Genomic DNA, 23,667 nt, shown 5'->3' with positions numbered 1-23,667 from the left:
GACTTCATCCGTCCAGCATCCAATTTTCTTACCTCCAAAATTTTCCTACCCACTCATCCAATGCCCGATCCGATGCACTGCATTGGGACGCAACACGCTCAATGGCCGACCGGGTCCAGGTGTTCCTCCTCCTGATCCACCGCAGGCTGATTCGAACCGGGGACGGGCGCGAAGGCATCCAACCGAGCCACCCGGACTTCTTCGACCGTGAACACCAGCGGGTGTTGGGTCTGGGCGTCGCGGCGCAGATAATCGACCACAGAATCGCAAATTCCTTTGGTGCCGATCACTTCGATCCGCACTTGGGCCCGCGGGGTACGAAATTCATTGGTGATCCCACGCCGCCCCAGGCCCCGGCAGGGCGTTGATGTATAGCCGCTGGCCCCCAAAGCGACGATCGCATTTTCCAACTCTTCTTCCAATTCCGGATCGGTCATGATGGTCAACCGTTGGACCGTGCAAAGGCCCTTTCGACGCGCGCTCTGGGCGTGGTCGGCAAACGGTTGATGCGACTCAAGTCCTAGCGCGGTGAATTGAAGTCCCTGTTGCTGGAAATCGTTTTCCATCTCGTGCAGCTTGTCCATCACCGTGTGATCGACCAACTCGACTTCTGCCAGATCCAGTTCGACGTTCTTGTCTTGCAGCAATCCGACGCGCTCGATCTGGCGGCGAATCGGAATCCAGTTGCTGAACACCGCCGACTTGTACGCCGTCAATCGTACCGTCCGCCCGTCGTCGCTGCTGACCTCGATCTCGGGTTTGAACAGTGATCGCAGCGGCACGCCGTTGGACAGGTGGATCACCACTTTGGTGGCAATGCCGATCGCGATCCCGATCAACAGGTCGGTGGCCAACACCGCGATCAACGTGACGACGAAAATCACCAATTGCTCGCGGCCGATTTTCCAAACGTTGAAGAACTCCGTGGGGTGTGCCAAACGAAAACCGGTGTAGATCAGCATCGCCGCCAACGCGGCCATCGGAATGCGGTGCAACACCATCGGGATAAACGCGACACAGACCAACAAAAACATCCCGTGCCACAAGTCGGCAAATCGCGTGCGGGCACCGTTGTCGATGTTCGCCTTGCTCCGCACGATTTCGGATATCATCGGCAATCCGCCGACCAACGCACAACACAAATTCCCGGCGCCGACCGCAACCATGTCGCGGTCCATGTTCGTCTTGCGCCGCCAGGGGTCGATCAGATCCACCGCCTTGGCGCTGAGCAATGATTCCAGGCTGCCGATGATGAAGAACATGAACACCCATTTCCAAGCGACGGGTTGTTGCAGCGCCGAAAAGTCCGGCGTGGTCAGTGAGTCGAACATGCCAAAGACGCGCTCGGGCATCGCGACCAAATAGTTCTCGCCCAACTGGTACTCGTGGTTTTGCAACGTGTAGGAATGTTCGTGCATCAGATCAAACACCATCCCCATCGGGATCGCCGCGACCAGCACGATCAAGGGTGAGGGCAAGACCTTCAGCATCGGCAACTTGTTGCCGACGATCGGCCAAAGGAACATGATCAACACGCTGGTCAGTCCGATCGCCGCGATCGCGGGATTGGCCGCCGCGATGAAGTGGGGAATTTGCTGGATCAGTTCCAGCGGCCCCCCGGATGCACTCACGCCCAGTGCCACCGGAATCTGCTTGGCAATGATGATCACGCCGATCGCCGCCAACATGCCGTGGACGGCGGAAATCGGAAAGAACTCGCCCAAGATGCCGGCGCGAAAGATGCCGAAGAAGACTTGCAGCACCGCCGCGGCGACTCCCACGGCCAATGCCGCCCGATAGGCCGCCTGGTCCGCTTCGCTCCAGCCGCCGACCATTCCGTCGCCGCCGAATGCACCGATGCAACCGATCGCGATCACGATCAATCCGGCTGCGGGACCCTTGATCGTCAGCTCCGAATTGCTCATCAGCGTCGCCACGACCGATCCGATGATGGCGGTGAAAATGCCGGCGATCGGCGGATAGCCGCTGGCGATGGAAATGCCCAAGCACAAGGGCAGTGCGATCAGGAAGACGAGCAGTCCCGAAATGAAGTCGTGCTTGAAGTAACGGGTAAAGCCCTGCAGATTTCCACGTGGGACGTCGCCGGGGTTGATGATGGGGGAACTCATGGGATTACGATGCGTTGGTTTTCAAATTGTCTCGAATGGTTGTCATGCGATGTCAGACTCCGCTTTTCAGTAGCCACGCTCGCCAGAGCGTGGGAGGCGCCGGGCAACCACGTTCCGGCGAAGGCAGCTGACACGAATGGCACGGGCATAAGCCAATACGCTGAGCCGTAGGCGCTAGCCTCGGGCCTTACCGCCGTGTGAAAGGCGGATCAAGGCCCGCGGCTAGCGCCGTCGGCTCACTAAGCCCGTGCCATTCGTACCTGCCCCCTTTTCCGCGGCAACGTTTCCGTCGGCGTTGCCGGGATACGATTGACGTAGCCGCGTCAATTCTTTTGCGGCGTGATAACGTGACGCGACGCCGGGTTGCGGCACCAAACCGCCGCCCAGAATCAACAAGGTCAACATCAGCACGGCGATTCGTTCGGCGGGTCGCGCGTGCATCGGGACCACGGTGCGTGTGGGGTGTCCGGTGAAGATCCGAAAGTAGGCCGACAGCACGGTGATCCCGCACAGCGCCGCAGCGATCACCACCATCGTCCCGACGAAGGGATAAACATCCACGGCCCCTTCGATCAGTAATTCCATGCCGACGAATCCGACCGTCGCGGGGAATCCGATCGCCGCCAGCCCGGTCAGCAAAAAGAATCCGGCCAACATCGGCATCTGGCGGTACAAGCCGTGATAGTCGGCCAGTGCGACGCGCGAGATCCGCGCTTCGATACAGCGAAGCGTGATCCCGAAACCGGTCAGCGAGAGCCCGACGGATAACCACAGGCACAGCGCGCCGGTCAGCCCGATCGGTGTGACCAGCTCCAGCCCGGCCAGCACGAGGGCGGACTGGCTGAGAAACAAGAAACAGAACATTCGCCGCGCTTCGCGTTGGATCAGCGCCATCGATCCGGCATAGACGGCCGTCACCAATGAAAGCACCGCAATACTCTGAAGCGCCCAGGACGGAGCGATCGGCAACACCAACCGCATCACGGCATACGCCCCCACCAGCGGCGTGGAAAACAGAATCGCGGTCCCGAAGGTCGCTTTTTCGAACAGATCGGTCATCCACAGATGAAAGGGAAAAATCCCGCTGCGAATCAACGCCGCCACCGTTAACAGCGCGCCGGGAATCAAGATCGCCGAACTAGTCTGGTCGACCGCACTCAACCATCCGTAACCGACCGGCAGCAGTGCAGCGGAGATGGCCATGTGCAGCACATAGATTCGTGTGCACCGCTTGCGTTTCCGCAGTTCCAGGTAAGGAGGGACTGTCGATGCGATCAGCAATGCGATCAACATCCACGAACTGCGACAGCTGAACGTCGCCAGCATCAGGCATTCGGAGATCAGTGTCAGTTTCAACGAAAAACGTGGCGCCTTGGTGCGAAGCGTCGACATCACAGTGACCAGAAAGATCAACGCGACCAGCGGCAATTGGAATGCGCTCAGTTCGTCCACGACAAAAACGTCTCGATGGAACAGCCAGTCCAGCAACAGCCAGTGGTCGTGGGCTTCGAAGGAGCCGATCGAAACAAAGTCGATCAGTTCGCCGATCGTCAACACCAGCGTCAACGAACAAATCGCGATCGCGTGCCGCAAAATGTTCTCTCGGTCGCCGAGCAACTGGATCCAAACGGTACCCAATAAGGGAACCAGGATGGAGATCTCGATCCAGGGGAAATGAAGTTCAGACATGGTTGTGAAAACGTTTGTGTATGGTCGAATTCTGTATTGAGGTAGCGGAACTCGCCAAGAGTTTCGGCCCGCTGCACGAACCGCCGAAAGTCTTGGCGATTTCCGTTACGGCTAGGACCACGATTCTTAATCTGGACAAAGCATTTAGGCTGCGGATTTAAAATCTTCGGGATGCAATTCGGCTTGGTCCGATTCACGCGACGCCTCGTTGGACAGCGCATCGGTGGCCCGTCGCTCGACCGCATCGCACCAGCGGAAAAAACGCACAAAGGGTTGCACGACCCATTTGTCCAACGCGATGTCCATGAAGCCTCGTTCGAATCCGAACCGATAGCACCATCGCTGGGCTCGCGGCGGCAAGAAGCTTGCGCCGACCCACGAATCACGCGGCAAACGCGTGCCGATTTTGTTTTCCAAGTCGCTGTAGTCCCTCAGCAGCGTCGGGGCGCGAAGCAACTGCATCGTTCGCAGACTGGCATGCCCCATGATGTGAATCAGGGCCAGATACTTCATCCCCAAGCCGATCTCCACGACGATGATTCCGACCTGGGTCAGCGAGGCATAGGCGAGCGAGACTTTCACATCGTTCTGGACCCGCGACATGATGCCGCCGCAAACCGCCGAGACGATCCCCAACGTTATGACCATCAATCGCAGGGTCAGCGAGGCCTCGATGATCGGACTCAGCCGCAACAACAGGAAGGCGCCCAGGTGGACCGACAGCGCGCCGTAAAAAATGGCACTCGACGGCGTGGGGCCTTCCATCGCCCGCGGCAGCCAACCGCTAAAGGGAAACAACGCCGATTTGCCGGCGGCGGCAACCAGCAACAACGAACCGACCATCAACGCCTGGCTGGACGTTATCGCGGCGGTCCCCTCGGGCCAGATCCCGCTGCTCATCAACCCGCCAAAGTCGCCTCGTCCGGTCAAGTGGTGCATCGTGATCGCGGCGATCAAAAACGCCGCGTCGCTAAGCCGATAAATGGACCAAACACGTTGCCCGTTGCGAACCGGATTGGTCCGGTCGTGGAAATAGGCCACCAGCAATGCCGACGAGAGACCGACCATTTCCCAGCCGACGAACAACGCTTCGATCGTGCTGGCAAGTGATGACAAAACCATGCCACAAAAGAACATGGCGTAGTACAGAAAGAATCTTCCATAGCCTTCTTCGCGGTGCAAGTAACGCCGCGTGAACGCCCCCACCACCCCGCACAACACACAGGACAACATCAAGAACGGGATGCTCAGCCTGTCAAAAACGAATTTCAAATGAAAATGAAACTGCTCCTCCGGCAGCATCACCCAGTTCCCAAGTTCAATCGGAACATGACGAATTCCGGTGCCCAGCATGATCGCCAGAATCACGATCGCCGGCAGCAAGGAACACAACACGGCCCCTTGCGTCAATCGAGCGATCGTCGATTCGCTGAGCGGACGATTGATCAACGAAGACAAACCGAGGACCGCCAGCAACACAGCCGGGCTGGCCAACACGGTCGTGCCGAGGAATTGGAAAAGGACTTCGAGAGGGTTCATGGCAGGCAAGTCGGCGTGATGAGGCATTAGGATCCGGTTTCAATCGATGCGTATCCCAAGTGGTCACGTCGGCCGCGGTACCAATCGATCGACGACGCCACCACGGGCAACTCCGTCGATTCCGGGACGTGACGTTGATAGCGGCCGTCGACATAACGCAGGATCGTCGACGTTGCCGGGTCGATCAGGGCGACCTGCACCCAGTTGCCGCGGACCAATCGCCGGATCCCCGGGTTTTCGTCGATGATCTTGTCCATCTTTTCCGGAGTGGTTTCGATCACGAACAGAATCCGCATCGGCTCGTGGATTTCGACCATCTGTTGCGACAACCCCGGACGGAGGTCGCTGGCGGCGCCGGTCATCACCCCGATCATCGATGCGACGTTGTGTGGCAGCTTGGATCCGCAGCCATAGCCTTCGACATCGACGGTGGAAAAGTAGTATTCCAAACTGATGCCGGCACAAACCGGGATGGCGGCGCGAAGGATCCGCGACAACACCGTGACGTCGTCGTCATCGACCGCCGGATCGTATTCCGTCAAGAACACGCGCCGGTCCATGAACAAACCGCGGGTCCAGTCGCGGCGTCCGACGGTCACGACCGCGTTGGTCGCATGGTTGTATTCCGGACGCGCCTGCGAGAGGTCCTCGGCGCGCTCTTCGACATGCTCCAACGCCTCCTGGGGTGTCAGATCCAGCGGGGCCGATTCGAACCGTCGGGCGCGTTCGTGGGCGTTGCGGGCCCGCGTTTGGTTGACACAATTCTCGATCCGTCGGAACAGCGGGCGGTGAGTCCGCGGCAACAGATCCAGGTCGTAGTATTCGACGTCGTCGTTGCAGGTGTTGTGATACGCCCCGATAAAACGGACGTCTTCGGGCAGTTCCACCCCGTGCTTCGCGACCAACCGACGGACGCGGGAATCGTTGGCCATCATCGCGAACGCACGCGCGTTCGGACCGCCACGCCCTCCGCTGCATGCACCGCAGTTGTACGCCGATTCATGGGGATTATTCAGACTGCCGCTGCCGTGACCAAAGAACACGATGATCGACGGAAAGTGGTCGACCATCCCGATGTCCTGCAGGATCTGCAAGACGATCCCGGCCATTTCCTCCAAGCTGTATCCCAGCGCGTCCGGATCCGGCCCTGGTGAGGCCGCGATCCGTTCCAAATGCAATTCGGTCGCGGGCGGTTTGACGAACGAGCCCATCGTTTGACGAATCTTTGACGTCAGCCGCGGCGCCAGGATGCGTGCGACCATCGGGAACGTCGCCAGCGCCCCGAAGATGCCCGTGACCCAGCCACCGATCATCGTTCGCGAATGCGTGTGGATCTGATGGGTGAACCAGCCGATCCGTCGACGTCGCTGGGCCCGTTTCTGGCCGACCTGGATGGCAGAAAAAAGCGGCTCTTCGCGGACGTAATGTTGGGGCGTCACGATCCCCGGACACAGGGCGCGAAAGTGGGCGTGGTCGGCACCTTGATAGTACATCGCGACGGCAAAAAAACCGGCTGCCGAAGCGGTCCGGCACTGTGGGGCGACCTCTTCGAGATGCCGCCGGAACGATTCTTCGCGATCATCAATACAGAAGATCGCCGCAAAGGCCGGTGGGGCGTCGCTCGCATCCTGGCGTTGCTCTCGCCGACGCGCCGAGTGGGCGGCGATGGCATCGAGCGTCGCGATCCGATAGTGCCGTTCATAGGCAGCATGCAGAACACGGCGCCGATGGATCGAATCGAACGATTCGATTTCGCGAATCAGGCAGGCCCATTGCTCGGGCGTCATCGCGACCAATTGTTCGGGTGTCCATCCTCCGGCCTGGGCGAGTTGAAAGATCGTGTAGGTCCGCTCGTCGGTCGATGGCCCTTGTTCGATTTCGCGACGGTGTTCGGCGGCCCGACGTATTTGTCGGTAGTCACGTGTCCCGTAATGCCGCTGGCCGAATTCGGCGATCGCGTGACGTTCCAACAACAACCGAATCGCCAGATACTCGTGGAGCGTCCCGGGAGGAATCGGCTGTTGCAGGAAAGGCGTGTTGGTTTCCATTTGCCAGATCATTCCGGCCCAGCCGCGAAGCGCCAGCAGCGTCGAAGTCAGTTTCTCCTCGACTTCATCGCCGCTGATCCCCAAGACATCAAGCGACTGGCGAATCGATTGGAGGGCATCAAACGGTCCGACCCGAATCGCGTTGATTTCTTCGCCAAGCCCCTTCATCCAATGCGGGATCACCGCGGCGGTCCCTTGAAACAACGTCGCGAACGATCGGGCGAATCCCAACTCACGGGCGGGCAGTGCCCAATCGGAAAATCCTTGGTCGAGAAAGGCACCGCAAAACCGGATCAACACCTCATTGACGGTCACGTCGATGTCTTCGCCGGTCACCTTCAACAACAAGTCTCGCAACCGAATCGGGTCGCGTCGTTCGCTCTTGGGCAGCCGCGCCGATTCGACGCCCCGTCGTGAGACTTTCCAAAGTAGTTTCAGCGTGAACGCTTCCCACCTGGTATCTGACCAGGAGTGAATCGATTTGCCACTCGAAGCGTCGATCGCCGACAGCACGAGCTCGGGCAGGGGCGTTTGAGTGTCGCGGGTGGGATTGTCAGACCGCCGCGCCGCAACGGGGCCGGAAAGGTCGCGATGCCGCATCACCCAGCTGCGGGTCTTTCCCACCATTTGTTCGGCCCGCACCGATGAGACCTCCGTGCGAAACCGTGACAGCAGATCCGACTCGGCCAACAGCCATTTCAGCTCCGCATCGGGGGCCGAATGCAGGGTCATTTGAAGCATCGCCAGCCGCAGGGTGTAGCGAGTGCCAAAGCTGGCGATCAACTCATCGGCTTCCTCTCCCAGATCGTCCATCAAAACCTGACGCAGATCATCGACCGTAATCCGTCCACGGGCCAGTTCGCTGCGGTATCGCTGTTCGGACCAATACGGCTGGCAACCATAGCGCCGTCCCCCTTCGATCACGGCTTGCTCAAACGGCAGGTCCTCAAACGAGTGCAGCGTGTTGTGGTGAACGAAAATGGAAATCGGTCCTTGGGACGGCAAGAAATGCGTCGCGCGTTCGATCGCCGCTTGCAAGTCGGATTGATCGGACACGCCAACATGAACCAACCCTCGAGTCGGGGATGTCGATGTGGAGGAGGGCGCGTCTTGCATGAGTCGAGGGCGGATGCGGGCGAAAACAATCGCGACTGGTTCACTGGGTCCTCCGCCCAGCACAGGCCGTACCAATTCGCCCCTGACTGCCGCGACACGCACACCGCTTCACCCGAGAATCCCACGAATTGCCGGCAAATGGAACGTCATCGCGCGCGAAAAGAAATTGTATTCTGGGGCAATCCGCGGCGAAAACCGCGGCTCCCACCGCATCAAAGTCGGGCAGGTGCAACCCATTGCATCGAAGTGCAACGTATTGCACGGGGTGCACGACCGGCACCAGCGAAACCTCTCGGTCTGCAACGTTTTGCAGCAGGTGCATCAAATTGCATCACGCTCGGCCGCCCTGGGACGGGACACTCGTCGATTGCCCCTTGTGAACGCTTTGGCATGTCGTATGCGACACTCGATCTTGCGGACCATGACAGACCGATATCCCGAGACGGACCATGCATCGTCGCATCCAGTTGAAGAAACATCTCCACCGATTCGCGTCCGATGAATTTGGTACTTTGGCAGATTTACGTGAGTCGGCACGAACGTCACCAGCGGGAATTCTGATCGTCGGGTGCGCCGACCACGGCCTTGCTCCCGACATGCTGTCGTTCGCCGAACCCGGCCAGTGTGCCGTCGTGCAGAATCTGGCGGCCTCCATCCCGCGCCCGGACCAGCCCTATGATTCGACCGTGGCTGGCATCGAGTATGCGATTGTTCGACAGCAGGTACGCGAAGTGATCGTCTGTAGCCACCTCTGCTGTCGGGTGGTGAGATACTGGATGAAAAACCCGATTCTTCATGGCGACTGTGATCCGGGGTGCCGATTCACGGCCAACGCACGTCGGGTGGTGGATCACTTCTATCACTACACGACCGAAAGTGAGCGGCAAACGTTGATGATTTGTGAGCACACGCTTTTCCAAATCGAAAACTTGAGATCGCATCCGTTTGTCCGCAATCGACTGGCTGCCGGGCAACTCCGCTTGCACGGCTGGGTCGTGGACGATCGATCGGCGCGGGTGTTGGCCTATGCCCCGCTGGCACACCAATTCGTGACGATCGAAAAAATCGCCCCGAAGAAACGGATCCCATGATCGCTGCGTGTCACAGCGGCTACACTCGCACTTTCGAAAGGTTCTTTCCGATCGCCGTTTTTTCTGACGCAGCCCACGATGTTTGATTCCCATGACGGACGAGGGGTTCGTCGCTTCGCATTCGGTCTGGCGCTGCTCAGCCTGGTCGCCGTCTCCGTCACCGCCTGGATCCTGTCCAACGTTCGCCGCGAACAGGAGATCGTGGCGCGGCTGATTCAGCATTTGCCCGAGAGCGACTTGCAAGTGGCCAAGGAACTCTCCGGTGATTTAAGTCTGCAGAGCGGGCTGTCGATTCTGTTGGTCCTGAACATCATTGCCACCGCCATCGCGTTCGCCTTGGTCGTACGTGGTTACCTGAGCAGCGAACGGACACTCAAAGACGTGCGCGTTCTCTCGGCGGACATCTTGGCCAGCATGGACGTCGGCGTGATCACCACCGACAAGAACGCCGTCATCACCAGCACCAATCCCAGCGGCCGAGAGCTGATCGGGTTGGACGGCGACGGCGTCGGCACCCGGCTGTCCGAAATCGGCCCCCAACACGCCCTCTTGGATGCGATTTGCACGGAGATCACGACCTATCATCATCCGATCCGAGACCGTGATTATTGCGTCACCCGAAACGGTCATCAGGCCACGCTGCGCGCCGGGGGCACCATGCTGCACAACCGACACAATGACCAAATCGGCATGGTCATCCACCTCCGCGACGTCACCGAAAAAACGCTGATGGAGGAACGCCTGCGACGGATGGAACGCTACATGGGGCTCGGGTCACTTGCGGCCGGATTGCAACACGAGATCAAAAATCCGCTCAGCGCCCTATCGCTGCACATCCAACTGTTGTGCGAACGACTGGACCATGAAAGCGACGATCAAGAGGTTGCCGAACTGCTGGATATCTTGAACACCGAAGTCCGACGCATCAACGACGTCTTGGACGGCTTTCGCAGCTACGCCTCCGTCGCCGAACTCGGACGCGCCCCGGTGGATGTGGTGTTCTTGATTGAAAAGCTGGCGCGATTGCTACGTCCCCAAGCCGAACATCAAAACGTCAAATTGGTCGTCGATCCGCCCGCGGAAATGATCAGCATGATCCAAGCCGATTCGAGCCGCCTGGAACAGGTTTTTTTGAACCTTGCGATCAATGCCCTGGCAGCGATGCCCGACGGTGGAACGCTGCGATTTGACGTCCGCGGAGGCGACGGCAGCGTGACGATCGCGGTCAGCGACACGGGAGCGGGGATTCCCGCCGAGATTCAATCCCAGGTCTACGACCCCTACTTCACCACCCGCAGCGAAGGCACCGGAATGGGGCTGGCCCTGTGCGACAAAATCATTCGCCAACACGACGGTAGCATCGATTTCCAGACCGGTGACCAAGGCACGGTGTTTACGGTAGCGCTGCCGATCGGCGCGCCAGGGTAGTAGCAACCGCTGGTGTCTTGCCTTTAGGCGATTCCCGGTCGCTGCTTTTCTCGCGGTACGATGGCCCTTCCGGGCCGTCGCCCGTGGGGCTCTGCGCGACGACCTAGAAAGGACGTCGTACACCCATTCAACGACCACCTCTTACCGAACCGGCCAGATCATTTGGAATTGTTGCGTTTCGCCTCAGTCCCAAGCTGGACGGTCCATTGAGGTGATGGATGGTCAACTCACCGCAGCCATCGGGCGACGAAACTCGAGTGACATCAGCCGATTCGCGCAAGCGTTCGAGCCCCAGCGTCTATTGGGGCCCCAGCGTCTATTGGGGCCCCAGCGTCTATTGGGACCCGTAGGCTGGCGCCAACCGGCTGATCCCAAGAGGGTTTCGCGGACTCGAAAACGCCAAAATCCTACGAACGATAACGCGAACGAATCGAACGATTTTGCGTCGCGAGGTAGAGCTGCACAACGAGGCACCTGCAGTCCATTCAAGCCGGCTGGTCGGTTTTCGACGCGTCGGGCTGCTATAGTGTTCGGCTGCCCCTGCCGCGTTTGCCTGCTCCCTCCCCATTGATCCACGCGAGTTCTCGGACGTGAACCACCGCCGCAATTCGATCGCTCACTCTTTTTCCATCTTCGTCGCGGCGACTGTTCTCGTCGCTCGGCTCGCCTGCCATTGCACCGCCGATGATTTCCCGCCGGTGTTCAACAACGAAGCGGATTCGCAGGCCAGCCCGATGCCGGCTGACCAGGCGGCCGCGACGATGAAGTTGCCCGAGGGCTTTCGGGCGACCGTTTACGCCAGTGAGCCTGACGTCCGCAATCCGATCGCGATGGCTTGGGACGACCGCGGACGGATGTGGGTTGCGGAGAATTACACGTATTCCGATCGCACGCAACACTTCGATCTGTCGCTGCGAGACCGCGTGATCATTTTGAATGACCGCGACGGTGATGGACACGCCGAATCACGCAAGGTGTTCACCGACAAGGTGCAGATGTTGACCAGCGTCGAAGTCGGCCGCGGCGGTGTTTGGTTGATGTGCCCGCCACAGTTGCTGTTTATCCCCGATGCCGACGGCGACGACGTTCCCGATGGTCCGCCCGAAGTGGTGTTGGACGGATTCACAGTTTCGCAAAGCAATTACCACAACTTCGCCAACGGACTTCGTTGGGGACCCGACGGCTGGTTGTATGGACGATGCGGCCATTCCTGTCCCGGAAACCTGGGTGTGCCCGGGACGCCCGACGATCGCAGGGTTCCGATCGACGGCGGCATGTGGCGGTTTCATCCCCAGCGAAAGACCGTCGAAGTCCTGAACCACGGCACGGTCAACCCCTGGGGATCCGACTGGGATGCTGACGGCGAGTTGTTTTTCATCAACACCGTGATCGGCCACCTCTGGCACAGCATCCCCGGCGCCCATTTCATCGAGTCATTCGGCGAAAGCCCGAATCCGTTGGTCTATGAGCGGATGGATATGATCGCCGATCACTACCATTACGATCGTTCGGGTTCCTGGACCAAAAGCCGTGACGGAGCCGCCAATGATCTTGGCGGCGGCCACGCGCACATCGGCATGATGATCTATCAATCGGACCGTTGGCCGAAACAGTACCACGACAAACTGTTCACGCTGAACATGCATGGATTGCGGGCCAACGTCGAATCGCTCCATCGCCGCGGCGCGGGATACTCGGCCCGCCACCAGCCGGATTTCTTCATTTCCCAAGACCCGTTCTTTCGCGGTATCGAAATCAGCGTCGGTCCCGACGGCGATGTCTATGTGTTGGACTGGAGCGACACCGGTGAGTGCCACGATCACACCGGTGTCCATCGAACCAGCGGACGTGTTTACAAGATCAGCTACACCGCGGGCAACGAACCCAGCGTCGCGTTCGCCAAGCCCGCGTGTTTGGCCGGCGAAGGAACACTGCCACAGCTTTGGCGTGACTACCAGGCCGGAAAAACCACGCCCCAGCAACTGCGTGGACTGCTGGCCGATCCCGACGAACACGTCCGCGTCTGGGCGATCCGGCTGTTGACCGACCACTGGCCGCTGGACACCTTCATGGGCCCACAGCGTGGTGTGACCTATCCCGATGATCCCGAAACCTTGACGGCACTGAAGCAAGCCGCAACGGATGATCCATCCGGTCTGGTTCAGTTAACCCTGGCGTCCACCTTGCAGCGGTTACCGATTGAACATCGTGCGGCAATCGCAGCCGAAATTGTCGCCCACGGACAATACGCCGACGATCGCGATCTGCCGATGATGGTTTGGTTCGGATTGATGCCCTTGGTTGAAAGCGATCCCGAGCGGCTGGTCGATGTGGCATCGCGCTGCCGTTGGCCCGACACCTTGCGTTGGATCACGCGGGGGCTGGCGACCAAAGTTGAAACATCGCCGCAGCCCCTGGACGATCTCTTGTCCGCTTCGCTCAAGCTGCCGGTAACGCTGCAAACGAGTGTTCTCCGCGGCCTGTCCGAAGCCTATCGTGGCTGGTTGAAAGTCCCGATGCCCGACGACTGGTCGGCGCTCTCCAAAAGCCAGGCTGCAACCGACAATCCCGACTTGTTGCGCGAATTGAACTTGTTGTTCGGTGATGGCCGAGCGATCGACGAACTGCGCAGCATCGTCAAATCATCGAAGGTTCCACTGAAGACGCGTCAATCGGCGTTACGGAGCTTGATCAGCGCCCGGCCGGATGATTTGCGTGAGATTTGCGAGTCGCTGCTCGACCAACGCGAATTAAATGCGACGGCGGCCCAGGGGCTGTCGCTGTACAACGACCCGGCCGTGGGCGAAAAACTGGCCAAAATGTATCGGCGGTTCCACATCAGCGACCGCCCTCAAGTGATCGAAATCCTGGTGTCTCGGCCCAGTTTCGCGGCGGCACTGTTGGATCGCATCGACGCCGACAAAGATCCGATTCCACGCGAAGACGTGTCGGCCTTCCACGCCCGACAGATCCTCGGCTTGGGTGACGATGCCCTGCGAGCGAAATTGACCGAGTCCTGGGGGGCACTGCGAGACTCTCCCGCTGATCGTCGCGAGAAGATCAACGCGATGAAGCAAGAACTATCCGGCGATGTCCTGGCAGGCGCTGATTTGTCCGCCGGCCGCGCCCTGTTCAAGAAAACCTGTTCGCAGTGCCACAGGTTGTTCGGCGACGGAGAAAAGATCGGCCCCGACCTGACCGGCGCCCAGCGATCCAGTCTGGAGTACCTGCTGGAAAACATCCTCGACCCCAGCGCGGTCGTCGGAAAGGATCACCGCATGACCATCGTCTTGATGGATGACGGCCGCGTCTTGAACGGATTGGTCGTCTCCAAGAACGATAAGACCATGGTCATCCAAACCCAGTCCCGTCAAGAAACTCTTCCCATCGATTCGATCGAAAACGTCAAAGAAACGACGCTCTCGCCGATGCCCGATGGATTGCTGACGACACTGACCGAAACACACATCCGCGATCTGATCGGTTACCTGATGTCGCCGACGCAGGTGGAATTGGAGTGAGAACGATCCAACGACAGCCTAGAATTCATTGGTGGAACATGCGTTTTATCCCCTTTCTTCTTATTGCTTTGTTGACTGCTTCGTCGGCGGACTCAGCCGAGCAGGGCGAGGCGAAATCGGCGCTTGAGGCGATTGAGAGTAATCGCGGTGGTCGACATTGGGTCGAGCAGGAAACGGCACCGCCGAAGTCTCCGACCGAGTCACTCGAAACGATCGAAATCGAACCGGGGTATGAGATCGCTTTGTTTGCGGCCGAACCACTGATTCACGATCCCGTCGCGATCTGCTTTGATCGCCATGGTGACATGTATGTCGTTGAATACAGCGACTATCCGATCGGCCCCGAAGAGGGCGGCGATCCGCTGTCGAAAATCGTTATGCTCGAAGATAGCGATGGAGACGGTGTTGCCGACCGCAGACACGTGTTCGCCGACAAGCTGGACTTTGCCCACAGCATGATGGCCTACCGTGGCGGCTTGCTGGTCGGTGCGAAAACCAAAGTGTTGTTCTTGGAGGATACCGACGGCGATCACGTCGCCGATGTCAACGAAACCGTGTTCGACGGATTCACGCCCGCCCACCCGCAGATGCAAATCGGGAACCCGCGATGGGGAATCGACAACTGGGTGTACCTGAATTACGGCCCCGGCGAAGTGGCTTCGAAGCGTGATCCGGATTCGACGGTCACCTTGCCGCGGAAGGACTTTCGGTTCAATCCCCAAACGCTGGAATTCGAATCGGACAGCGGGATGGGACAGTTCGGCAACACGGTCGATCGCTGGGGGCACCGGTTTTATTGCACCAACCGGAACCCGATCATCACGACCTTTCTGCCGCCGAACGTTTTAGCGCGAAACCCATTTCACATCGTCAGCGCGCCGTACTACGACGTCGCCCCCTCGGGTGGACAGTCTGAAGTCTTCCCGCTCGTTGAAATGAAGAGCAACTATCTGTCACACGCGGGAACGCACACCTCGGCGTGTGGCACGACGGCGTACACGGGCGATCTGGGCGATGAATCGTTTCGCAATAGCGTGTTTGTCTGCGAACCGATCGGGCACTTGGTGACACGTTCGATCGTGGACTCCGCACCGCTGAAATTCATCGCGAAACGAGCCCAGGAGAAACGTGACTTCATCGCATCGACCGACACTTGGTTCCGGCCGTCCAGCTTGGCCACCGGTCCCGACGGTGCGTTGTACTTGGCGGACATGTATCGGTTGTGGGTGGAGCATCCCAAGTTCTTGCCCCCGGAAATCGCCGCCAAGTTGGATTGGCGGGCCGGAGACGACCGCGGGCGAATCTATCGCATTGTCCCCACCGGTTCGGTCACGCGAACGTTCACGCCGCCGGAATCGGAGTCCGAGTCTGTTGACTTGTTGAAGGATGATAACGGATGGCGACAATTTCTTGGCCAACGTTTGTTGGTCGAGCAGCAGGCGACAGGACAGGTTGCCGAATTGCGAAAACTGCTCGCGTCACCATCGTCGACGACACGGCTGCATGCCCTCTGGACCTTGCACGGCTTGTCGGCTTTGAAACCCGCCGACGTCCGACAAATGTGTGGTGACGCGAACCTCCATTGTCGCGTCGCAGCGGCAAAGCTGGCGGGCAGCATGAGTGAAGACGATGCCGCTGAAAACGCTTTGATCGCGCTGGCCGATGATTCCAATATTCAAGTCCGATTCCAAGTCGCGTTGTCGCTCTCGGCCAACGATTCTCAGCGAGCCACCGCGACATTGATTCAGCTGGCGCGACGCGATGGACACGACAGCGCCTTTGCCGACGGATTACTGACGTCGACCAAGCAGCGTAGCGGTGCGGTGTTGACCGGATTGATCGACGATGACGCGTTTCGCGATTCCGGTACGGACGGCAAAATGGACTTGGTCCGACGGCTTGCCGCGGTCGTCGGTGCCCGTGGCGATTTGGACGAACTTGAAAGCGTCTTTCAGTTGATCGGCCGCGACGGTGACCAGAACTGGTGGCGTGCCGCGGCGATCGCCGGGATCGGTGATGGACTGCCACGGTATCGCGGCGAGCGGGGACGGATGTCGCTGGCAGGTCTGATCGCCAAACCACCGGCGCAGCTGGTCGATTCGATGGACGGACTGAAAGCGGTTTTTGATCAAAGCGGAGTGATCGCAACCGATACCGAGCGATCCGTCGCGGACCGTGTCGCGGGGATCGAATTGATGGCCTACCAGCCCTTCGACGCCGCCGTGGACACCTTTCATGCGTTGCTGTCGAGCGATCAAGCGGTGCAAATCCAATCGGCCTGTATCGAGGCGTTGCAACGGAACGGCTCGCCCGCGGCCGCGGAGATCATTTTGGATCGCTGGTCGCAACTCGGCCCGTCGGTCCGTGGGACCGCCATCGCGCTGCTGTTGCGTCGGACCGAATCCACTCGTTTGACCCTGGCGGCGATGTCACAGGGCAAGATGAACCCTTCGGCGTTAAGCATCGATCAACGCGTGCGACTGCTCAAGCACGCCGATGAAGCGTTGCGAGAGGAAGCCACAAAGTTGTTCGGCGGTGTCGTCTCGCCGAACCGCCAGAAAGTGGCCAAGGATTACGAGGGCGCATTGGCGATGAAGCCCGATGCGGCACACGGGCAAGAAGTCTTCAAACGAGTCTGTGCAAGCTGTCACCGAATCAGCGGCGAAGGACACGAAACGGGCCCCGATTTGACGGACGTACGCAATCGTTCCAAACCGGCATTGTTGTACGACATCCTGGACCCCAACTCCAAAGTCGAGCCTCGGTTCACCGCGTACTCCATCTTGACCGTTGACGGTTCGGTGCTGACGGGACTGATCGAATCAGAAACCAGCGAAGCGGTGATTTTGAAGATGGCCGAAGGAAAAACGAAAGCGATCGGACGGGCGGAAATCGAACAGATGAAAGCCAGCGACGTGTCGTTGATGCCCGAAGGCATCGAAAAAGACATCACGCTCCAACAGATGGCCGACTTGCTGGCCTATCTGAAAGATCGCTAGGCTTTGTCCCTATACTCGTAGCGGAAGCCGCCAAGGCTTTCGACTCAGGTACTCGGATCTCGGATCGATGAACCGGAGGTTTCGGTGCTGTGCTTTGCTGATACCGATGCGTTTGGTCACACGGACGCGGCGTGGCGGTTGCGACGGGGCGTCGAACACTCCCAGAGCTCCGTCGCTGACCAGGCATCGGCCGTCATCGTTGCGATCGATTCGCAGTGCCTGGCATAACATCGCGGGGCCTCGCGTCAAACGTTTCGGATCGTCATGACCGCGGCTTTCACGCATCCGATCCAGTCCCCAAATCGGCTCGATCGCTCGAATCAGAACCGCGGCGCCTTGCCCTTCGGCCTGGGTGACGGCGTTCAAACAATACTTTGCGTGAATCGGATAAACGTACAGCGTCCCCGGACCAGCGAACATGGATGCATTGCTGGGGGTCTTGCCGCGTGCCGCATGGCTAGCCGGATCGCCGCGGTCGAGATAGGCTTCTGTCTCGACGATCCACCCGCCCAACCACTGGCCATCGACGCGATGAAGCAACGCCTTGCCGATCAACTGTTTCGCCACCACCGCCGTCGCACGGTGGTAGAAATCGGCATCCAGCCGATGGGCGATCAATCGATCGGGAAGCAGATGCGGGCGGACCATGAATGACCAACGATGATGGCGATGTTGTGAAACGACTCGGCCCCGAGACCATCTATGTCGCTGCCTGGATTTTCCCCATCAGCCGACCGCCGATCAATGGCGGGTACCTGCGTGTCATCGGAGATCAGATCGTCGAAATCGGCTCGGTCCGAGACCCTGGCTTCCGCCGCCAAGACGTGATCGACTTGGGAGAGGTGGCCGTGCTGCCGCGGATGGTCAATGCCCACACCCACCTGGAATTCTCCGATTGCCAATCTCCGATCGGACAGCCGGGAATTGCGCTTGCCGAGTGGATCGGAAAAGTCATTGCGGCGCGAGGTGTGGCGACCGAAGACCAGCGGAACGCCCGAATCCGTGACGGGATCGCCGAATCGGCCGGCAGCGGCGTCGGGCTGATCGGCGACATTGCCACGACGCCCTCGCAATATCCGTCCGACACCGACACCACGATCGTTTCATTCGCCGAAGTCCTCGGTTTGAGCGACATCCGGGCCGCCGAACGACTCGAATCGGCGGAAAAACATGCGGCGAGCCTGCCGCTGAATCCGTCCGTCAAGTTTGCAGTCAGCCCCCACGCGGCTTATTCGACACCTCCGGAATTGGTGCGCCGCTGCGTCGAATTGGCCGTGCAAACGGGAGCCACCTTGGCGATGCACGTTGCCGAGTCACCCGATGAACGGGAATTGCTGCGTTTCGGGAGCGGCCGCTTTGCCGACGCCCTGCGCGGGGCGGGGTTGTGGCCCGAGGGCGTGTTTCCGTGGAAAGGCCACCAACCCGTGTGGGACTTGATTGACGCGATCGCTCGGGCACCCCGCGCCCTGCTGATCCACGGCAACGACCTGCAGGACGACGAGATCGAGCGGATCGCGTGTCACCCACAGCTGAGTGTCGTCTACTGCCCGCGGACACACGATTTTTTCGGCTACGACGCCCATCCCGTGCAAACCCTGCTCGGTGCGGGGGTGCGGGTCGCCCTCGGCACCGACTCGCGGGCAAGCAACCCCGATTTGAGCGTCTGGAAAGAGGTACAATTCCTGCTCAATCAGCGGCCGGACCTTGATCCGCACGCGGTGCTGGAGATGGCGACGCTTGCCGGAGCGGATGCCTTGCTAGGCGCCGGATCGCGATCTGGGAGAATTGAGGCCGGAAAGACGCGCATCCCATCGTTGGTTTCGATTCCCACGACCGCGAAACGTCTCGATCAGGTGTGGCGGGACGTCGTCGCGGCGGATTTGTCGTGCATCGCGGTACAACGGCGGGCATAATGGTTGCAAGTTCTAAATTCCACGTTCCAAGTTCGGTTGGTATTGATGTATTTTCGTTTGGCTTCGCGATTTCTTTTTGAGACGGACAAACGCTTGCTTGCCAAGGCGGCTTGGACGCTCGGGGTGAAGGGATTGTGGAGTGTGCACAAGCACAAGCGTCGATTGAAACGCGGTGAGTTCTTTCCTCCGTTTCTGTATCTGTCGGTGATCAACAGTTGCAACCTGCGCTGCCAAGGCTGCTGGGTCGACGTCGCGGCCAAACAACATCGCATCGAGCTGGACGCGGCCAACGAGACGATCCGTCAGGCCAAAGCGATGGGCAACAGTTTCTTTGGCATCCTGGGCGGCGAGCCGTTCATGCACAAGGATCTGTTGAAGATCTTTGAGCAAAACCGCGACGTCTATTTTCAGGTGTTCACCAACGGTCACTTCATCACCGACGAGGTGGCCGCCGAGCTGAAACGGTTCGGGAACGTCACGCCCCTGATCAGCGTCGAGGGGTCGGAGATCATCAGTGATGAGCGACGTGGTCGGGCCGGCGTTTTGAACCAGACCATGGAGGGGCTGAAGACCGCGCTTAAGCACAACCTGTTGGTTGGCGTTTGCACCAGCGTGTGCAAGTCCAACATCGATGATCTGGTCAACGACGCCTGGGTCAATCGACTGATTGAGATGGGCGTGATGTATTGTTGGTATCACATCTATCGTCCGGTCGGCCCGGAATCGAATGCCCAATTGGCGCTGACCAGTGACCAACAGCGGCGTGTCCGCCAGTTTGTTGTCGACACGCGGGCGACCAAACCGATCATCGTCATCGACGCCTATCACGACGATGCCGGAAACGCACTTTGCCCGGCGGCGACCGGATTCACCCATCACGTCGGACCCTGGGGCGACATCGAACCCTGTCCCGTGATTCAGCTGGCGACCGAATCGATTCACGACGACCGACCGCTGGCGGAAACCTTCAACGAGTCCGCGTTCTTGAAAGACTTCCGATCGTTGACGGCCGAGCACACCCGCGGCTGTGTGATCATGGAACGGCCGGACTTGCTGGTGGAGCTCGCGGAAAAGCATGGCGCCCGCGACACGACCGCCCGCGGCGCGGTGATCGAGGAACTGAAAAACGTCACGCCGCGACGAAGTCAGTTTCAGCCCGGCGACGAAATCCCCGAACGCAGCTTCGTCTATCGTTGGGCCAAGAAGTACGCGTTCAACGATTTCGGGACCTACGCCCGCCACTTCGACGCGACAAAGTATCGCGACCCGGACAAAGACGCCCCGGATAGCGAACGATCCAAGAGCGAGTTGCCGGTGCTGCAGTGAGATGAACTTGTGCCCGTACGTCGAGTAATCCGCCTCGCCTTTCTCTCGGGCAAATGGTAGTGGACGACGCGAGGAGTCCTCACAGTTCGCAATCCGAATGGACTCGTCGCCTCGTCCACTACCCCAAACCAAGCTGCCTATCTCTTACCCGATCCCTACAGCTGGATGACCTGTTCTTCGTCGACGGTCTCGGCGTGTGATTCGCAGCTTGCGGCCAATTCGATTTTCACACACCAGCGGCCTTCGGCGTCGCCGCGGACCAACCAGTGCGGTTGAACGCAGACGCTTTGGTGCACCAATTCGAATCCGGCTTCACTCTGGCTGACCGTTTCGACGGGGAACGCCCAGATGCCGCTGGGGCGATCCAGATTCATCGACACATCGATGCCCAACCAGCGATCCGACAACGACAGTTGTGAAGTGTGTTGCAAATCCAACTGCTCGCCCAGTTGGCCGAGATGTTGGCCGTCTTCGCCGCTGAAGTAGCGGTCATCGGCACCGGCGGGAAGTCCTGCAAAGTTCATCTCGATCGCGAAATGCAGCTCGCGGTCTTGGGGCAGGTTCTCCAGCAAATAGGTGATCTCCAACGAATCGCTGCCGCTGACCATCGTGACCGCCTTGGTCAGGACGATCGGAATGCCCCAGGCGTTTCCTTCGCGCCGCATCTGCACTTGGACCCGGTCGCTTCCGCGACGCAATTTCGCTTCGAAGGGAAGCTCGACAAAATCGCCGCGTTCCATCGCCTCGCCGCGGGAGACCGCGCTGAGGTCCGTGTCCACGTCATAGAAGTGGTCCATCAGACTCTTGCGGGGATAGCGGTCGTATTGCAAGCGCTGGTCCAGGTCGGCCTGCTTGAACACGACCCGATCGTGAATGCTGGCGACGTCGTCGCCGCCGGCATTCGGCCCGGCCAACACCTTTTGGTGGTAGCTTTCCGGGCGGCGTTGCAAGGTCGCCAGCAGGTTGTGGCTGATCTCACGCACGTCCAACTCGTAAAGCCGACCGCCGCGTCCGGGGGCCACCCAGGCACAGAGTTTATCGTTGCTTAAACGAACTTCCTGCAGCCCGTCGAAATCGTAATCGTCGGCCGTCGCTTGAACCGCACCGGACAACTCCCCGGTCAGGTTGCTGAGCAGATTGTCGGCGGTGATCAGATGTTGGTAGACGGCGTTGCGGAGGTGCGGCAGATAGATTCCGCCAAAGGCTCCGTGCCAGTAGGGGCAATTGCACTGGCCGCGATACAGGTGGTCGCGAATCACGGCCAACTGGCCTGCATCGATGCCGGCCGATTCGGCGTCGGCCAGACGGCGGCTGACGTGCATCATCCGCGCGTACATCTCGTTGGTTTCTTCGTACTTCGATTTGAAGTTTCGCCAATAACCGCCGCGGACGAATGTCTTCAAGTCCTTCCAGCGTTCATGCGAATCCAGCTCGTGGCTCACGTCATCCAGCATGATCTGAGACGGCGTGGGCAACGACCACTCGGTCATTTCACGATAGCTGCAATCGGGAAGATAGATCTTTCCCACCGGCGCGGTGCGATTGATCGCTTCGCCCAGCGAGACGGTGTGCAGCCAGGATGCATTTTCGGTCAGTGCATTGAACAGTGATTTCAACCAGCCTTTGTCGTACACGTGCACCTTGGTGTCCGGCCAGGTGCCAAACTTTTCGCCGTCGTCGCCGAAAGTCAGCACGGCGCCGGGCGACCGCTGGGCGACACTGCGACAATAATCGATCGTCGCATCGACCGGTTGGAACGGAATCGTGTAACGCAGGTGTTCCGATCCGGGGAAAATCCGCAGCAATCGGCCATCGTCTTCGGTGATGAAGTAGCCCGTCAAACGTTCTTCATCCACGCCGGCGGCACGGAAGTGATAATCGTCCAGCACGGTGTAGCGGATGCCAGCGTCGGCGACGTCACGCGTCAGCGTCGACTCCCAAACTCGCTCCGGCGTCCACATCCCGGCCGGAGTGCTGCCCAAATGACGCTCCAACCAACGACCATAAGCTTCGATCTGGCCGATCCGGTCGCGCGAGGGCAACATCGTCAGAATCGGTTCGTATTGCGGCCCGCCGACGATCTCGATCCGGCCCGCTTCGACCAGTAACCTCAGCCGATCCAGGTATTCCGGATGACGTTCGGCCAACCAGATCATCAACGGTCCCGACGTGTGCAACGAAATCTGCAACTGGTCGTAGGGCTCGAAGACGTCCAAAAACGGTCGATAACTATCTTGGTACGCCTGCTCGAAAACGCCGTCGAAGTTGCCGATCGGCTGGTGATTGTGCAGTACCAAGCAAAGATGAACGTGGTTAGACATGTTCGAAGAAGTTAACGTGGATAGAGAGCAGCGGATGACACGCGGCGGCGTCGTAACGTCTTAGGTCAAACCGATGGCCGGTCGTGACGGGTGGTCGAATTGTATGGAACGAGTTGACATTTCCGAATGGCCACTCCGAACACATCGACCCAGTTCGCTCGAAATCGATCAGGCGTGGAAGCAAAATGTCTTCCGGTTTGGACTTCTTCCCCTAATCGTTAACGGCGCCCCACGCAGTGTATCGGCACGATGGTAGGGGCTAACAACAGTCAGAATCGGCAGATTTTCACAGCCGACGACGAATGAGGTTGCCAGCGGCGACCTCCATCGGGCGGTGGTGCGTTCGGGAGGGGGGGTCAGGGGGAATCGTAAAAGCCCACCGGTGGCAGCGCGAACCCACAGGCAGCACGTGAAGGCGTAGAACTTTCGAACACGCGAAGTCACCCTCCCATCCAGTGCATTGGTGTTTATTCAAATCGGTCCGCAATTTAGGACATGGCTCCCCTCTCCCTAAAACAGATCGCGTAAACAGAATTTGATCGCGGAA

General features: G+C 59.4%; 12 protein-coding genes. 6 read left to right on the top strand and 6 right to left on the bottom strand.

Going from position 1 to position 23,667, the window contains the following annotated elements; all coding sequences use genetic code 11:
• Positions 1-98 precede the first annotated feature (98 nt).
• From Mal15_RS25515 to Mal15_RS25500, 4 genes are all read right to left on the bottom strand, one after another.
• Complete coding sequence (locus tag Mal15_RS25515; RefSeq protein WP_147870332.1) at positions 99-2,129, bottom strand: SulP family inorganic anion transporter; 2,031 nt, start codon at positions 2,127-2,129, stop codon at positions 99-101.
• A gap of 222 nt (positions 2,130-2,351) precedes the next feature.
• Positions 2,352-3,818 (bottom strand): proton-conducting transporter transmembrane domain-containing protein, encoded by a 1,467-nt coding sequence (locus Mal15_RS25510; RefSeq protein ID WP_147870331.1) that lies wholly within the window; start codon positions 3,816-3,818, stop codon positions 2,352-2,354.
• A gap of 144 nt (positions 3,819-3,962) precedes the next feature.
• On the bottom strand, positions 3,963-5,357 hold the full coding sequence (locus Mal15_RS25505) for a proton-conducting transporter transmembrane domain-containing protein (protein WP_147870330.1): 1,395 nt from the start codon (positions 5,355-5,357) through the stop codon (positions 3,963-3,965).
• 26 nt (positions 5,358-5,383) lie between these two features.
• Positions 5,384-8,461: a DUF2309 domain-containing protein gene (locus Mal15_RS25500; protein WP_233903026.1), complete on the bottom strand. Its 3,078-nt coding sequence runs from the start codon at positions 8,459-8,461 to the stop codon at positions 5,384-5,386.
• Positions 8,462-8,970: 509 nt separating this feature from the next.
• Between Mal15_RS25500 and Mal15_RS25495 the strand changes: the two genes are divergently transcribed.
• The 4 genes from Mal15_RS25495 to Mal15_RS25480 all read left to right on the top strand — a co-directional run bounded on the left by Mal15_RS25495 (position 8,971) and on the right by Mal15_RS25480 (position 17,560).
• Positions 8,971-9,612, top strand: a complete 642-nt coding sequence (locus Mal15_RS25495) for a carbonic anhydrase (RefSeq protein ID WP_147870328.1) — start codon at positions 8,971-8,973, stop codon at positions 9,610-9,612.
• 78 nt (positions 9,613-9,690) lie between these two features.
• On the top strand, positions 9,691-11,040 hold the full coding sequence (locus Mal15_RS25490; protein ID WP_147870327.1) for a two-component system sensor histidine kinase NtrB: 1,350 nt from the start codon (positions 9,691-9,693) through the stop codon (positions 11,038-11,040).
• 590 nt (positions 11,041-11,630) lie between these two features.
• Positions 11,631-14,561, top strand: a complete 2,931-nt coding sequence (locus Mal15_RS25485; RefSeq protein WP_147870326.1) for a PVC-type heme-binding CxxCH protein — start codon at positions 11,631-11,633, stop codon at positions 14,559-14,561.
• A gap of 71 nt (positions 14,562-14,632) precedes the next feature.
• On the top strand, positions 14,633-17,560 hold the full coding sequence (locus tag Mal15_RS25480; RefSeq protein WP_233903025.1) for a PVC-type heme-binding CxxCH protein: 2,928 nt from the start codon (positions 14,633-14,635) through the stop codon (positions 17,558-17,560).
• Positions 17,561-17,569: 9 nt separating this feature from the next.
• On the opposite strand, the gene Mal15_RS25475 is transcribed toward Mal15_RS25480, so the two are convergent.
• A complete protein-coding gene (locus Mal15_RS25475; protein WP_147870324.1) occupies positions 17,570-18,208 on the bottom strand; it encodes a DNA-3-methyladenine glycosylase in 639 nt (212 codons plus the stop codon).
• Positions 18,209-18,210: 2 nt separating this feature from the next.
• On the opposite strand from Mal15_RS25475, the gene Mal15_RS25470 reads away from it, so the two are divergent.
• Complete coding sequence (locus Mal15_RS25470) at positions 18,211-19,473, top strand: amidohydrolase family protein (RefSeq protein WP_233903024.1); 1,263 nt, start codon at positions 18,211-18,213, stop codon at positions 19,471-19,473.
• Positions 19,474-19,518: 45 nt separating this feature from the next.
• Positions 19,519-20,799, top strand: a complete 1,281-nt coding sequence (locus tag Mal15_RS25465) for a radical SAM protein (protein ID WP_199773734.1) — start codon at positions 19,519-19,521, stop codon at positions 20,797-20,799.
• A 155-nt stretch (positions 20,800-20,954) separates the two neighbouring features.
• Here Mal15_RS25465 and Mal15_RS25460 read toward each other — a convergent pair whose 3' ends face one another.
• Positions 20,955-23,120, bottom strand: a complete 2,166-nt coding sequence (locus Mal15_RS25460) for an alpha-amylase/4-alpha-glucanotransferase domain-containing protein (protein ID WP_147870323.1) — start codon at positions 23,118-23,120, stop codon at positions 20,955-20,957.
• Between the last annotated feature and the right edge of the window lie 547 nt (positions 23,121-23,667).

Origin of the sequence: Stieleria maiorica (assembly GCF_008035925.1) — a bacterium.
Taxonomy (GTDB): domain Bacteria; phylum Planctomycetota; class Planctomycetia; order Pirellulales; family Pirellulaceae; genus Stieleria; species Stieleria maiorica.
This window is presented reverse-complemented; position numbering and strand designations above follow the sequence as displayed.

What these genes read in the sequence shown, in the direction of transcription:
- Mal15_RS25515 (WP_147870332.1), bottom strand. Translation starts at nt 2,129, where the DNA reads ATGAGTTCCCCCATCATCAACCCCGGCGACGTCCCACGTGGAAATCTG.
- Mal15_RS25510 (WP_147870331.1), bottom strand. Translation starts at nt 3,818, where the DNA reads ATGTCTGAACTTCATTTCCCCTGGATCGAGATCTCCATCCTGGTTCCC.
- Mal15_RS25505 (WP_147870330.1), bottom strand. Translation starts at nt 5,357, where the DNA reads ATGAACCCTCTCGAAGTCCTTTTCCAATTCCTCGGCACGACCGTGTTG.
- Mal15_RS25495 (WP_147870328.1), top strand. Translation starts at nt 8,971, where the DNA reads ATGCATCGTCGCATCCAGTTGAAGAAACATCTCCACCGATTCGCGTCC.
- Mal15_RS25490 (WP_147870327.1), top strand. Translation starts at nt 9,691, where the DNA reads ATGTTTGATTCCCATGACGGACGAGGGGTTCGTCGCTTCGCATTCGGT.
- Mal15_RS25475 (WP_147870324.1), bottom strand. Translation starts at nt 18,208, where the DNA reads ATGGTCCGCCCGCATCTGCTTCCCGATCGATTGATCGCCCATCGGCTG.
- Mal15_RS25470 (WP_233903024.1), top strand. Translation starts at nt 18,211, where the DNA reads ATGACCAACGATGATGGCGATGTTGTGAAACGACTCGGCCCCGAGACC.
- Mal15_RS25465 (WP_199773734.1), top strand. Translation starts at nt 19,519, where the DNA reads ATGTATTTTCGTTTGGCTTCGCGATTTCTTTTTGAGACGGACAAACGC.
- Mal15_RS25460 (WP_147870323.1), bottom strand. Translation starts at nt 23,120, where the DNA reads ATGTCTAACCACGTTCATCTTTGCTTGGTACTGCACAATCACCAGCCG.